The sequence below is a fragment of the Actinacidiphila sp. DG2A-62 genome, assembly GCF_035825295.1.
Taxonomy (GTDB): Bacteria; Actinomycetota; Actinomycetes; order Streptomycetales; family Streptomycetaceae; genus Actinacidiphila.
The window spans coordinates 8,391,546-8,404,562 of the sequence record NZ_JAYMGI010000002.1; the positions used below are offsets into that span (position 1 = coordinate 8,391,546).

General features: G+C 75.9%; 13 protein-coding genes and 2 pseudogenes. 9 read left to right on the forward strand and 6 right to left on the reverse strand.

The window, feature by feature from the left end; translation table 11 throughout:
- Window positions 1-40: 40 nt before the first annotated feature.
- Window positions 41-976, reverse strand: coding sequence for an MOSC domain-containing protein (locus VSR01_RS36805; RefSeq protein ID WP_326453304.1), 936 nt, complete (start codon window positions 974-976; stop codon window positions 41-43).
- A gap of 132 nt (window positions 977-1,108) precedes the next feature.
- On the reverse strand, window positions 1,109-1,666 hold the full coding sequence (locus VSR01_RS36810) for a DUF6643 family protein (protein WP_326453305.1): 558 nt from the start codon (window positions 1,664-1,666) through the stop codon (window positions 1,109-1,111).
- Between the two features lie 206 nt (window positions 1,667-1,872).
- Here VSR01_RS36810 and VSR01_RS36815 point away from each other — a divergent pair, with 206 nt between their 5' ends.
- Complete coding sequence (locus tag VSR01_RS36815) at window positions 1,873-3,162, forward strand: TerD family protein (RefSeq protein WP_326453306.1); 1,290 nt, start codon at window positions 1,873-1,875, stop codon at window positions 3,160-3,162.
- A gap of 67 nt (window positions 3,163-3,229) precedes the next feature.
- Here VSR01_RS36815 and VSR01_RS36820 read toward each other — a convergent pair.
- Window positions 3,230-4,468 (reverse strand): annotated as a pseudogene (locus VSR01_RS36820) (glycosyltransferase); the annotation flags it as partial.
- Window positions 4,469-4,562: 94 nt separating this feature from the next.
- On the opposite strand from VSR01_RS36820, the gene VSR01_RS36825 reads away from it, so the two are divergent.
- The 5 genes from VSR01_RS36825 to VSR01_RS36845 all read left to right on the forward strand — a co-directional run bounded on the left by VSR01_RS36825 (window position 4,563) and on the right by VSR01_RS36845 (window position 8,766).
- Window positions 4,563-5,381, forward strand: a complete 819-nt coding sequence (locus VSR01_RS36825) for a glutamate racemase (RefSeq protein WP_326453307.1) — start codon at window positions 4,563-4,565, stop codon at window positions 5,379-5,381.
- 45 nt (window positions 5,382-5,426) lie between these two features.
- Window positions 5,427-5,972, forward strand: a complete 546-nt coding sequence (locus tag VSR01_RS36830; RefSeq protein ID WP_326453308.1) for a hypothetical protein — start codon at window positions 5,427-5,429, stop codon at window positions 5,970-5,972.
- 54 nt (window positions 5,973-6,026) lie between these two features.
- The gene (locus tag VSR01_RS36835; RefSeq protein WP_326453309.1) at window positions 6,027-6,515 is read left to right on the forward strand and encodes an NUDIX hydrolase; all 489 of its coding nucleotides are present in this window, start codon (window positions 6,027-6,029) and stop codon (window positions 6,513-6,515) included.
- Window positions 6,516-6,659: 144 nt separating this feature from the next.
- Window positions 6,660-8,393 (forward strand): DHA2 family efflux MFS transporter permease subunit, encoded by a 1,734-nt coding sequence (locus tag VSR01_RS36840; RefSeq protein WP_326453310.1) that lies wholly within the window; start codon window positions 6,660-6,662, stop codon window positions 8,391-8,393.
- A 100-nt stretch (window positions 8,394-8,493) separates the two neighbouring features.
- Window positions 8,494-8,766: a hypothetical protein gene (locus tag VSR01_RS36845; RefSeq protein WP_326453311.1), complete on the forward strand. Its 273-nt coding sequence runs from the start codon at window positions 8,494-8,496 to the stop codon at window positions 8,764-8,766.
- A 70-nt stretch (window positions 8,767-8,836) separates the two neighbouring features.
- Here VSR01_RS36845 and VSR01_RS36850 read toward each other — a convergent pair whose 3' ends face one another.
- From VSR01_RS36850 to dhaK, 3 genes are all read right to left on the reverse strand, one after another.
- On the reverse strand, window positions 8,837-9,301 hold the full coding sequence (locus VSR01_RS36850; protein WP_326453312.1) for a PTS-dependent dihydroxyacetone kinase phosphotransferase subunit DhaM: 465 nt from the start codon (window positions 9,299-9,301) through the stop codon (window positions 8,837-8,839).
- On the reverse strand, window positions 9,298-9,963 hold the full coding sequence (gene dhaL / locus VSR01_RS36855; protein ID WP_326453313.1) for a dihydroxyacetone kinase subunit DhaL: 666 nt from the start codon (window positions 9,961-9,963) through the stop codon (window positions 9,298-9,300). Before dhaL ends, VSR01_RS36850 begins: the two co-directional genes overlap by 4 nt.
- A gap of 230 nt (window positions 9,964-10,193) precedes the next feature.
- A complete protein-coding gene (gene dhaK / locus VSR01_RS36860) occupies window positions 10,194-11,186 on the reverse strand; it encodes a dihydroxyacetone kinase subunit DhaK (RefSeq protein ID WP_326453314.1) in 993 nt (330 codons plus the stop codon).
- 450 nt (window positions 11,187-11,636) lie between these two features.
- On the opposite strand from dhaK, the gene crcB (VSR01_RS36865) reads away from it, so the two are divergent.
- The 3 genes and pseudogenes from crcB (VSR01_RS36865) to crcB (VSR01_RS36875) all read left to right on the forward strand — a co-directional run bounded on the left by crcB (VSR01_RS36865) (window position 11,637) and on the right by crcB (VSR01_RS36875) (window position 12,966).
- The gene (gene crcB / locus VSR01_RS36865; protein WP_326453315.1) at window positions 11,637-12,059 is read left to right on the forward strand and encodes a fluoride efflux transporter CrcB; all 423 of its coding nucleotides are present in this window, start codon (window positions 11,637-11,639) and stop codon (window positions 12,057-12,059) included.
- Window positions 12,050-12,379, forward strand: a pseudogene (locus tag VSR01_RS36870) (DUF190 domain-containing protein); the annotation flags it as partial. The gene crcB (VSR01_RS36865) and the pseudogene VSR01_RS36870, both read left to right, overlap by 10 nt.
- 212 nt (window positions 12,380-12,591) lie before the next feature.
- Window positions 12,592-12,966: a fluoride efflux transporter CrcB gene (crcB, locus tag VSR01_RS36875; protein WP_326453316.1), complete on the forward strand. Its 375-nt coding sequence runs from the start codon at window positions 12,592-12,594 to the stop codon at window positions 12,964-12,966.
- The last annotated feature ends 51 nt before the right edge of the window (window positions 12,967-13,017 follow it).

Below are 13,017 nucleotides of genomic sequence, written 5' to 3' on the forward strand. Positions count from 1 at the left end.
CCCCTTCACCCGCGCACCCCGCGTACGCCTGCCGAGTCACTCACTCCACCAGTGACAACGCGTCGCCGACGCGCAGGGTTCCGGAATGCTCGGGAATCAGATTCTGGCCGAAAAGCAGCTGCGAACCGACGTTGCGGTGCCGCGCCAGTGTCCGCAGCGGCTCCGCGCCGCGCGCCGCGGTGCGCTGGTCGGTCGTGGTCACCACGCACCGCGCGCACGGCTTGGGCACCCGGAAGACCACCTCGCCGATCCGCACCCGCCGCCAGCCGTCCTCGGCCCAGGCGGGGGTGCCGTCGATCACCACGTTCGGCCGGAACCGGTCCATCGGCAGCGGTCCCTCGTGGGCCCGGTCGCCCGCGGCTATCAGCGTGTTGAGCGCGTCCAGCGAACCCGTCGTGGTCACCAGCAGCGGATAGCCGTCGGCCAGGCTCACCGTCTCGCCCGGCAGCGCGAACCCCGGTTCGATCGCCCGGCGCACCGCGGGCTCGTCCAGATGCATCAGCCGCACCGGCGCGTCCAGCCACGCGCTCAGCCACCGGTCGGCCGCGGCGCCCGCGGGCAGCAGGTCGATCTTCTTCCCGAACAGCAGCACCGTCCGCAGCGGCCCCGGCGGCGGCACGGCGACGTCCAGCGGCTCGCACCCCGGCGCGGACAGCCGCAGGCCCCCGTCCGCGGCACGTCCGTCCGCGGCACGTCCGTCCGCGGGGTCCACGCCCGCCGGATGTCCGCCGCCCGTGGGCCCGTGCGGCGCGCCCGCGGCTGCCGGCTCGTCCCCGCGCCGTGCGTACACGGCCGACACCAGCGCGAGCCGCGGCTGCTCCCGCTGCGTGACCACCTTCCCCGTGTCCGCGTCCACCAGCATCCAGCGGCGGTCCCCCGCGAGCCCCCAGGGCTCCACGGCCGCCTCCCGCACGCCGGTGGCGCGCAGCGACTTGACCGGGTACACGTGCAGCGCGCTCACCTGGGCTGTCGTCATACGGCCATCTTCCCCCGCGAAGGCCCCCGTTCGCTCCCCGTTCGCTCCCCGTCCGTTCCCGTCCCGGTGCCTGTCCCGGTGCCTGTCCCGGTTCCTGTCCCGTCGCGTGGTGCCGGCGGTTCCCGGTCGCCGTCAGCCCTGGTAGTAGCCCTGCCCCAGATTCCGCCGCGGGTACTGGTACTGCTCCTCCGGGTGGCCGCCGGGCGCCTGCCTGGGCGGCACCGGGCGCGGCGCCACCGGGCGGGCCGCCTCGTAGCCGCCGGGCGAGGGCTGCGGCGCCTGCGCGGGGTAACCCGCCCCGTTCGGGGCCCCGTTGCCGTAGGCGGTGTAGCCGCGCGGCGCGGCGGCCTGCTGCGGGATGTACGGAGCGGGCGCCGGCTGCGGGTAGTGCGGCGGCTGCGACTGCATCTGCTGCTGCGGCGGCTGCTGGAACTGCGGCTGGTGGCTCTGAGCCGACGGGCCGGCTGGCAGGGCCGGGAGCGCCGGCGGGAGAGCGGGCAGATTCCCGCCGCCGAAGGCGTTGAAGCCCGACGGTTCGTAACCGGAGTAGGGCGAGGGAACTCGGATGGGGGCGATCTGTGGTGTGCCTCGTTCGGCGACGAGGCTGTCGTAGATCGGGGTGTCCGGGAAGGACGCAGACGAGGGGTAGCCGCCATAGCCGCCACCGTACGAACCGCGGGGGGTGGTCATGGGCCATAAGTTAAGCCCACGATGTGGTCGTTGGGGAGACCGATTAGAAGGTTGTTTTGCGTGCAGTGAGTTACCCTCGGCCTCCAATATGAGCGAATCCGAGGAAATCGGTCGGCGCCTCATGATGTGATCAGGTAAAACGCAGGCCACGAGGGCGTCGCCGGGGGCCCGTACCCGCCGGTACGCCGCCGCCCGGGGGGAGTCGCATGACGCTGCGCAAGGGGGAGAACATCCCGCTGCCGACGACGGCGGTACGGCTGGAGTTCGAGCGCCGCGCCGAGCCGGGAACGCCGGCCACCGACGTCTGCGCGCTGCTGCTCGGCGCGGACGGCACGGCCCTCGGCGGCGGCGCCCTGGTCCACCGCGCCGCGCCGCGGCACAGCGGCGGCGCGGTCCGGTACGACGGCGCCGCGGTCCGGGCCGGAACGGCCGTCGACGCCCTCGCCGCCGACCTCGCGGCGCTGCCCGCGGGAGCCGAGCGCGTCGTGCTGTTCGCCCGCGGCGACGGCGGGGCCTTCCGCGACGTGCGGGAGATGCGGGTGCGAGTGCTGGCCGCGCCGGCCGCTGCGGGCGGTCCGGGCGGTCCGGGCGGTCCGGGCGGTCCGGGCGGCGAGGAGATCGCCCGGTTCGACTGCGGCGAGGCGGGCGCGGAGACCGCGTACGTGCTCGGCGAGTGCTACCGCCGCGGCGGCGGCTGGCGGTTCCGGGCGATCGGGCAGGGGTACGAGGCCGGGCTGCCCGCGCTGGCCGCGGCGTACGGACTGGGCGCCGACGAACTGCCGCCGCCGGCAGGGCCGTCCGCGCCGGCCGCGCCCGGACCGGCGCCCGCTGCCGAGCCGCGGTCCGCGCAGCCGCCGCCCGCGCCCGCGCCCACCCTCGCTTCCGCCCCTGCCCCCGTCGCGCTGACCAAGGTCACGCTGACCAAGGCCGCGCCGGCCGTCTCGCTCGCCAAGCAGGGCGGTACCTCCGGAGCCCTGCGGGTCAGCCTCAACTGGCAGTCGGCCAAGCGCCGTTGGGGAGGAGCGCAGGTCGACCTCGACCTGTGCGCGCTGTTCGAGCTGACCGACGGCAGCAAGGGCGTGGTGCAGGCGCTCGGGCGCGCCTTCGGCTCGTACCACCGGCCGCCGTTCCTGCTCCTGGACGGCGACGACCGGGCCGGCGGCAGCGGCGAGAACATGACCCTCAACCTCGACCACGCCGAGCGCTTCCGGCGGGTGCTGTTCTTCGTGACGATCTATCAGGGCGCGCGCAGCTTCGCCGGGCTGCACGCCACCGTGACGCTGCACCCCCAGCACGGCGCCCCGATCGACTTCGCCCTCGACGAGTGCACCGACGCCTCCACCGTGTGCGCGCTGGCCCTGCTGGTGCGGGAGGGGCCCGACCTGGTGGTCCGGCGCGAGGCCCGCTATCTGGTGCCCCGGCGCGGCATCAGCCCGCAGCGCACGGTGGACTACGCGTACGGCTGGGGGCTCACTTGGCGGCCCGGCCGTAAGTGAGGCCGTCCCCGGCGTCCGCCCCGTCCTCGGCCCCGGCGGCTTCCGCCGCCTGTCCGTCCTCGCGCACCGGCCGGTCGTAGGTCCGGCCCTTCCACGCCGCGCCCCGGCCGCGGTAGTGCTGCACCGCGGAGTCGACCGTCATCAGCAGGTAGAGCGCCGCCGTGTACGGCAGCAGCGGCGCGAGCCACCACGGCTGGCCGTAGTACCGCAGCATCGGCAGGTACGTGCCAGGCCATCACCGCCCACGCGGCCAGGCCCAGCGCCGCGACCGGCCACGCCCCGGCGACCGCGCCGCCCACCGCCGCGACCGGCGGCACCAGGTAGATCAGCGCCAGGCCCAGCACCGTCCCGGCCAGCACCGCGGGGTTGTGCCGCAGCTGGGCGTACGCGCTGCGCGAGACCATCCGCCACAGTTCGCGCAGGTCCGGGTACGGCCGCACGCTGTCCACCTGCTCGGCCAGCCCCAGCCAGATCCGCCCGCCGGACCGCTTGACCGCGCGGGCCAGCGCCACGTCGTCGATCACCGACTGCCGGATCGACTCCGGCACACCGGCCGCGACCGCCGCGCCGTCGCGCAGCAGCACGCACCCACCGGCCGCGGCGGCGGTACGGCCGCCCGGCCGGTTGATCCAGCGGAACGGGTAGAGCTGCGCGAAGAAGTACACGAACGCGGGCACGATCAGCCGCTCCCAGCCGGTCTCCACCCGCAGCCTGGCCATCTGGGACACCATGTCCAGGCGGTTGCCGCGGGCCGCGGCGACCAGGTCGCGCAGGCTCCGCGGCCGGTGGGCGATGTCGGCGTCGGTCAGCAGCAGGAAGTCGGGCGCCGTCCGCTGCCGGGCGAGCGCGATGCCGTGGCGCACCGCCCACAGCTTGCCGGTCCACCCCGCGGGCGGCTCGCCGGGCGAGGTCACCGTCAGCGGCAGCCCGCCGTGCCGCTCGGCCAGCTCCCGGGCCAGCGCGCCGGTGCCGTCCGTGGACCCGTCGTCCACCAGCACGATCTCCGCGCGGCCCGGGTACTCCTGGGCCAGCAGCGACGTCAGGCTCAGCGGCAGCACCTCGGCCTCGTCCCTGGCGGGCACCACGACGGCGACCGACGGCCAGCCGTCCGCGCCCTCGCCCGCCACGGGCTCCCGCGCCGGCCCCCGGCCCGCGGGCCGGCCGCCCGCGGGTCCGCGGCCACCGGAGGCAGCCGCACGTCCGTACGCCAGAACCCGCCCTGGGCCGTCAGCAGCCACAGCCACGCGGCCAGGGACACCGCCGCCACCACGATCGTCGTCAACGTCACCCCGGCAGTCTGCCGCACGCCCGCCCGCGCGGCGCACGTGACGCCGCTGTCACCCCCGGACCGGAGCGGCGCGCGCCCCGGCAGCGCGGGCGCCCCGGTTAGAGTGGGCGCCGTGAAGATCGGCTTCGTGGACTCCGGAATCGGCCTGCTGGCCGCCGCGGCGGCCGTGCGGCGGCTGCGCGCGGACGCCCACCTCGTCCTGTCCTCGGACCCGGCGGGCATGCCGTGGGGGCCGCGCGCCCCGCAGGACGTGACCGCCCGCGCCCTGGCCTGCGCCCGGGCCGCCGCCGACGAGGGCCTCGACGCGCTGATCGTCGCCTGCAACACCGCCTCTGTGCACGCGCTGCCCGCGCTGCGCGCCGCGTTCGAGCCCGGCCTGCCGGTCGTCGGCACCGTCCCGGCGATCAAGCCCGCCGCGGCCCGGCACTCCGCGGTCGCCATCTGGGCCACCCCCGCCACCACCGGCAGCCCGTACCAGCGCGGTCTGATCGCCGAGTTCGGCAACGGCGCGGACATCACCGAGGTGCCCTGCCCGGGCCTGGCCGACGCCGTCCAGCACGCCGACGCCGACGCCGTGCGCGCCGCCGTCGAGGCAGCCGCCGCGCTCACCCCCGCGGGCGTGGGAGCGGTCGTCCTCGGCTGCACCCACTACGAGCTGGTCCGCTCCCGCATCGCCGAGGCCGTACCGGGCGCCGAGCTGTACGGCTCCGCCGACGCCGTCGCCGCCCAGGCGCTGCGCCGTCTGGTGGGCGCCGGCGCCGTGGGTTCCGGCTCCGGCACGCAGCCCGGCGCCGCGCCCGGCGGGTCTCCGGACGCCCCCGCCGTCGGCGCCGTCGACGTGCTGCTCGGCGGCCGCCGCGCCGCCATGCCCGAGGCCGCGCTCGGCTACCCGGAAGGCGCCGCGCTGGCGGGTTCCCCCGCGACGGCGTGACGCGGGACGCTGCCGTTCCGCCGGAGGATGAGTACGCTTCGTCCCATGACGGACGCCTCCCAGCCGGAGACCGGCGCGTCCCGTGAGTGGACGGGCCGAGCCGACAACCGTATCCAGTGGGTGCTCGCAGCGGCGGGCGCCGCCTGCCTCGCGCTCGGCATCCTGCTCGCCGTCGAGGGGCCCGACCGGTCGGGCCTCGCGCCGCTGGTGATGTCGGTGGTGGGCTGCCTCACCGTCGGCCTGCTGGTGCTGTTCGGCACGATCGCCTTCACCCACGTGCACGTACGGATCGACCGCGACGCGGTGCTGGTCCGGTGCGGGCACATCGGGGTGCCACGGCGGCGGATCCCGCTGGACCAGGTCAGCAGCGCGCAGCTGGTGCCGCTGGTGAGTCCCCGTGGCTGGGGCGGCTGGGGCTACCGCTGGCGGCCCGAGAAGGGGACGGCGGTCGTGGTGCGCCGGGGCCCCGGGGTGGTCTTCGAGCTGATCGGCGGCCAGCACAGGTTCACGGTGACGGTCGACGACGCGGAGGGGGCGGTGGAGATGATCCGCGACCTCCTGCTCCTGCGCACGCGCCCCGGCCGGGCGTAGGGACCGTCGTCCGGATCTCCGCGGCGGCGTCGCCCCGCCCCGTAGGCTCGGGCCATGGCGATTCCCCAGTTCATCCAGGACATCCGCGCGAAGGCGGGCGACACCCTGCTGTTCCTGCCCGGCGTGGTGATGGTGGTCTTCGACGACCAGGGCCGCATCCTGCTCAACCGGCGTGCCGACACCGGGCGCTGGGCGCTGATCAGCGGGATCCCCGACCCGGGCGAGCAGCCCGCGCAGGCCGCGGTGCGCGAGATCGAGGAGGAGACCGGGGTGTCGGCCGTCGTCGAGCGGGTGCTGAGCGTCTTCACCAACGAGCCGGTGGTCTACCCCAACGGCGACCACGCGCAGTACATCGACATCGTGCTGCAGTGCCGCGCGGTCGGCGGCCGGGCGCGGGTCAACGACGACGAGTCGCTGGACGTGCGCTGGTTCGCCCTCGACGAACTGCCGCCGCTCGGCCCGATCGCGCGCAGCCGCATCGACCTGGCGCGCGCCGACCGGCCCACCTGGTTCGTCCCCGCGCAGCCCCCGGCCGCCCGCTGAGGTCCCGGCCGCCCCTCCCGCCGGCCGACGGGAGGGGCGGCCCGCGCGCGGACGCCGCCGCCATGTCACAGCCTCCGCCGCTGCCCGCCTCCCAGGGGCGGACAACGGAATCGAGCCGCGGACATCCGCGGCGAGGAGGCGAACGTGCACAAGTTGCGGGGCAACCCGTGGGCGACGCTGGCGGTGCTGTCCCTCGGGTTCTTCATGACGCTGCTCGACCTGACCATCGTCACCATCGCCATCCCCGACATGGTCGGCGGCCTGGACGCGTCGCTCGACCAGATCCTGTGGATCGGCAACGCCTACACGCTCGCGCTCGCCGTCCTGATGATCACCTCGGGACGGCTGGGCGACCTCATCGGCAAGCGCGACCTCTTCCTGTACGGCGTCGCGCTGTTCACCGTGGCCAGTCTGGCCTGCGGCCTGGCCGGCGATCCCGCCCAGCTGATCGCCTTCCGCGCGGTCCAGGGCGTGGGCGCGGCGATGCTGCTGCCGCAGACCCTGTCGCTGGTCGTGGACGTCTTCCCGCCCGGCAGGCGGGGCGCCGCGCTGGGCATCTGGGGCGTCGTCGCGGGCGTGTCCGGGGCCGCGGGGCCGACCGTGGGCGGACTGCTGGTCACCCGGCTGGAGTGGCGGTGGATCTTCTTCGTCAACGTGCCGATCGGAGTGCTCACCGTGATCGGCGCGGCACTGTGGCTGCCGCGCCCGGTACGGGCGGTGCGGCACCGGTTCGACCTGACGGGCGTGGCGCTGTCCTCGGTCGCGCTGGTCCTGCTGTCGCTCGGGCTGATCGAGGGCGAGCGGTACCACTGGAACGGCTGGATCCGGGCGGCGCTCGGCGCCTCGGCGGTGGTGGCCGTGGTGTTCCTCGCGCAGCAGCGCCGGCGGCAGGACGCCGAGCCCCTGGTGCCGTTCGCGCTGTTCAAGGAGCGCAACTTCACCCTGATGAACGTCGTCGCGGTCGCCATCGCCTTCGGCATCGTGGGCCTGTCCCTGCCGCTCACGATCTATCTGCAGTCCGTGCTCGGCTACAGCGCGCAGAAGGCCGGGCTGGTGCTGCTGTCGCTGTCCCTCGGGACCTTCGTGACGGCCGGGCCCGCCGCGGTGCTCGCCGAGCGGCTGAGCGGCCGGTGGATCCTCACCGGCGGCCTGTCGCTGTTCGCCGGCGGGCTCGGATGGATCGTGGCGGTCGCCGACGTCGGCGGGGGTTGGACGTCGATCGCCGTGCCGCTGTTCGTGATGGGCGTGGGCGCCGGATGCACCTTCGCGCCCATGGCCGCCGAGGTGATGCGCAACGTGCCGCCCCGCCTGACCGGCGCCGCCTCCGGCGTCAACAACGCGCTGCGGCAAGTGGGTTCGGTGCTGGCCGGCGCGGTGGTGGGCGCGGTGCTCCAGGAGCGGCTGGTCGTCTCGCTGAGGGAACAGGCCGAGCGGCGGTCCGCCGGGCTGCCGCCGGCCTACCGCTCCTCCTTCGTGCGCGGTTTCGAGGGCGCGGCCCGGCACCTGGACGTGGCCGGCGGCGGCTCCACCGCGCCCCGGCCGCCCGCCGGGATGCCCGCTGCCCAGGCGCACCGGCTCCAGGACACGGCGGCGGCGGTCTTCGGCCACGGCTTCGTCGACGCCATGCGCCCCACGATGCTCGTCGCGGTGGTGGTGACCGGGCTGGGCGCGCTGTCCTGCCTGCTGGTGCGGCGGTTCGAGGGCGCGTCGGCCAATCCGCACGGGCTGCCCATGACCGAGGCCGAGATCGCGGCGGCGGAGGAGGCGGAGGAGGCGAAGGCGGCGACGGCTGAGGAGGCGGCGACGGCTGATGAGACGGCGGCGGCGACGGCGCGGCCGGGCGCGGTCGGGCCGGCGGCCGTCGACGGACGGACGTGACGGGCCGTCATATGTGCTCTGGCCAGGGCGTTGTGTCAGTGGCGGGAGGTAAAATCGACAGTGTTCGAAAGGGTTGGCCGACGCCTTCTGGAGGATGACGATGGCCGTTGCCGCACTGCCGCTGCCCCTGCCCCCGACCAGGTCCCTGCCCAAGAAGCCGCTGCCCGCCGGACGGCCGCGCGAGTGGTACATCGCGCACAACCGGCGGCTGAAGACGATGCGCCTGGCGATCGCCCTGCTCGACTCGGGCGTCTACGAGCCGGCTCAGGCCGGTGACCGGCGGATACGCGCGACCGCCGAGCGGATCGGCGTGCACCGGCCGTCCGACGTCACGTGCCGGATGGTCCGCTCGATGATGGCCTACGGTCGCTGACCTGCCTTCCTCCGGTTTCCGGCCCCCTCCGCCCGCCGCGCCGCGGCGGAGGGGGCCGGAGCGCCTCGGCTCAGCCCTTGCGGAACTCGTACGCGTCCGCGGCCGCCGCCGCGACCGCGTCGAGGTCCGCGCCGGTGGAGGCGGTGACCACCGCGGCCACCGCCCCCTCCAGGAACGGCGCGTCCACCAGCCGCGCGCCCGCGGGGAGCTCGCCGTCCGCGAGCAGCGCCTTGACGGTGAGCACGGCGCTGCCGAGGTCGGCGATGACCGCCACGCCGGCGCCCCGGTCGACCGAGCGGGCCGCCGAGGCGATCAGGTCCGAGCTGGTGCCCAGGCCGCCGTCCGGGGCGCCGCCCGCCGGGGCCACCGCCACCGCTGTGCCGCCGCCGGTCAGCCCCTTCGCCAGCTCGGCCACCGCCGCGGCCACCGCGGCGCTGTGCGAGACCAGCACGATGCCGACCGTGCCCGCCGCCGCGCCGCCTCCGTCGCCGCTCGTGCCCGACGTGCCTCCCGCCGTCCGGTCCGCTGCGCTCATGCCGCCGCCTCCCGCACGGTGTCCGCGAGCACGGTGAGCAGCAGCGCCGCCGAGGTCGCGCCCGGGTCCTGATGGCCCACGCTGCGCTCGCCCAGGTAGCTGGCCCGTCCCTTGCGGGCGCGCAACGGGATCGTCGCCTCCGCGCCCTCGGCCGCCGCCGCCGCGGCGGCGGCCAGCGACTCCGCCGCGGAGCCGCCGGCGTCGAGCGCCCCGGTGAAGGCGTCGACCGCCGGCAGCAGGGCGTCCAGCATGGTCTTGTCGCCGGCCGCGGCCCCGCCCAGCTGCGCCACCGCGTCCACGCCCGCCTTCAGCGCGTCCCGCAGTCGCGCGGCCGACACCGCGGATTCGTCGCCCAGCTCCTTGCCGGCGCGGCGCAGCAGTGTCCCGTAGAGCGGGCCCGAGGCGCCGCCGACCGTGGAGATCAGCTGCCGGCCGGTCGCGACCAGCACCGCGCCCGGCGTGTCCGGCGGCTCCTGCTCGACCGCGGTGCGCGCGGCCAGGAAGCCGCGGCGCATGTTCGTGCCGTGGTCGGCGTCGCCGATGGGGGAGTCCAGCTCGGTCAGCCGGGCCGCCTCGCGGTCGACCGCCTCGGCCGCGGCGCCCAACCAGCGGCGCAGCAGGGCGGCGTCTATCGCCAGGGCGTCGGGGGGAAGCGCGTTCATACGGTGCCTTTCGCAGGTCGCGGGTGCGGGTCGCAGGGTCGTCTCAGGTCACGGGTCACAGGACGTGAACGCGGGTCTCGGGCCGGCCACGGGTCTCAGGCCGCGGGGCCCAGGTCACGGGGTCTCAGTCCACTGGTCTCAGGCCACGGGTCACGAAGTCGTCGGAAGGGGGCGGAGCCGTCGGCCGCCGCGCGTTCGCGGAGCCTGCCGCCGGCCGCGCCGGCCGTCGCTCAGCAGCCCCAGCGCAGGGCCGGCGTCGCCACGGGCGCGTCCCACAGCCGCAGCAGTTCCTCGTCGGCCTGGCAGATGGTCACCGAGCAGCCCGCCATGTCCAGCGAGGTCACGTAGTTGCCGACCAGGGTGCGCGCGACGGCGATCCTGCGCTCGGCCAGCACCCGGTGCACCTCGGCCGCGAACCCGTACAGCTCCAGCAGCGGGGTGCCGCCCATCCCGTTGACCAGCAGCAGCACCGGCGCGTCGGGGCGCAGGTCCTCCACGACCGCGTCGACGGCGACGTCCGCGATCTCGCCGGAGGTCATCATCGCCCGCCGCTCGCGGCCCGGCTCGCCGTGGATGCCGACGCCCAGCTCCAGCTCGCCCTCGGGCAGGTCGAAGGTGGGGCCGCCCTTGGCCGGGGTGCTGCACGCGGTCAGCGCCACGCCGAAGCTGCGCGACGCCTCGTTGACCCGGCGGGCGATGCCGGCCACCCGGTCGAGCGGCGCGCCCTCGTCGGCCGCCGCGCCGGCCAGCTTCTCCACGAACAGCGTCGCGCCGGTGCCGCGGCGGCCCGCGGTGTAGAGGCTGTCGGTGACCGCCACGTCGTCGTCGACCAGGACCTTGGCGACCTGGACGCCCTCGTCCTCGGCGAGTTCCGCGGCCATGTCGAAGTTGAGCACGTCACCCGTGTAGTTCTTGACGACGAACAGCACGCCGGCCCCGCTGTCCACGGCCGCCGCCGCCCGCACCATCTGGTCGGGCACCGGGGAGGTGAACACCTCGCCGGGACAGGCCGCGTCCAGCATCCCCCGCCCGACGAAACCGCCGTGCAGCGGCTCGTGCCCGGAACCGCCGCCGGACACCAGGCCCACCTTGCCCTCGTAGGGGGCGCCCTTGCGTATGATCACCCGCCGCTCGACGTCCACCGTCAGATCCGGGTGCGCCGCCGCTATGCCGCGCAGCGCGTCCGCCACGACGGTCTCCGGGACGTTGATCAGCATCTTCATCGGTACCTCCAGGTGAGACAGCCGTGCCCGCCGGTCCGCACCCGTCCAGTATCTGACGATCGCCGGTCCGCGGCACGGAGGAGTCGGGGAGAGGCCCGAAGACGGCGCCGGAGTGGTAGGCGCCGCGCGGGCGCGGGGCCGGGCGCGGGGCCGGGCGCGGGGCCGGGCGCGGGGGAGGGCGCGGGGGAGGCGCGGGGGCTGGGGGCAGCCGGTAAAGTGGGGGCCGTCGGCGCGTTCGCGCGCCGCGCGGCGGTGGGGCCCGCCGTACCCGAACCGCGGCGACGCCGCCGCCAACGGTCCCTGCTTGCGACGTGCACGTCGTGTCATTGCCCGTGCCTGCGAGTAGGAGACGCGTCCCATGGCAGAACCCCCCACGTCCACGGTCGGTGAGGCGGTCGGCCCCGACGACCCCGTCCCGGTCCCGGACACCGCCCCGGCTCGGCCGGGTCCGTGGCAGAGGCTGCGCGCGGGGGACAGCTCCCGGTCGTCGCCGCGGTGGCGGTCGGCGGCGCCATCGGTTCCTGCGCCCGCTACGGCGCCGCGCTCGCCTGGCCCGCCCCGGACGGCGGCTTCCCGTGGGCCACCTTCACCGTCAACGTGACCGGGTGCGCTGTGATCGGCGTGTTCATGGTGATCATCACCGACGTGTGGGCCGCCCACCGGCTGGTCCGCCCGTTCTTCGGCACCGGCGTGCTGGGCGGCTTCACCACCTTCTCGACGTACGTCACCGACGTGCGGCGGCTGGCCGACGGCGGCCATCCGCGCACCGCGCTCGCCTACCTGGTGCTCACCGTCGCCGCCGCGCTCACCGCCGTGTGGGCGGCGTCCGCGCTGGCCCGCAGGACCGTCCAGTGGAGGCAGAAGTGCGACTGACCGGATCGGCACTGCGACTGACCGTGTACATCGGCGAGAACGACACCTGGCGGCACAAGCCGCTCTTCGCCGAGATCGTCCACCGCGCCCGCGCCGCCGGGCTCGCCGGCGCCTCGGTCTTCCGGGGCGTCGAGGGCTTCGGGGCGTCCTCGCTCATCCACACCTCCCGGCTGCTGTCGCTCAGCGAGGACCTGCCGGTGGCCGTCGTCGTGGTGGACACCGAGGAGCGGGTCCGCGCGTTCCTGCCCCAGCTCGACGGGCTGGTCACCGAGGGGCTGGTCACGCTCGACCCGTGCGAGGTGGTCCACTACACCGGGCGCGGGGCCGATGTGCGCCCGGGAGGGGACGCCGGCCGGGACCCGGACGGCGCCGTCCCGGCCGCCGGTCAGGCCGGCGATCCGGGCGGCCGTCAGGGCAGCGCGCCCGGCGGCCGTCAGGCCGGCGACCCGGGCGGCCCTCACGGCGGCCATGAGAGCGGCGACCAGAGCGGCGACCAGGGCGGCGACCATGACTCCGCCCCCGGGGAGGCCCGGTGAACTGGCTCCTGGTGATCGCCGGCGCCGCGGTGGGCGCCCCCCTGCGCTACCTCACCGACCGCAGCGTGCAGACCCGCCACGACAGCGTCTTCCCGTGGGGCACCTTCGCGGTCAACGTGGCCGGCAGCACGATCCTCGGCGTGCTGGCCGGGGCAGCCGCGGCGGGCGCCGCCTCCTCGCACGTCCAGCTCCTGATCGGCACCGGGCTGTGCGGGGCGCTGACCACGTACTCCACCTTCTCCTACGAGACCCTGCGGCTCACCGAGGACGGCGCGCGCTTCTACGCGGTCGCCAACGTGGTGGGCAGCCTCGCCGCCGGCCTCGGCGCGGCGTTCACGGGCACGGCGATCGCCGAGGCGATCTGGAACTGAACCGCCGGGCCGCGCCGGAACCGGCCCGCGACGCGCCGGGGCCGCCGGCGA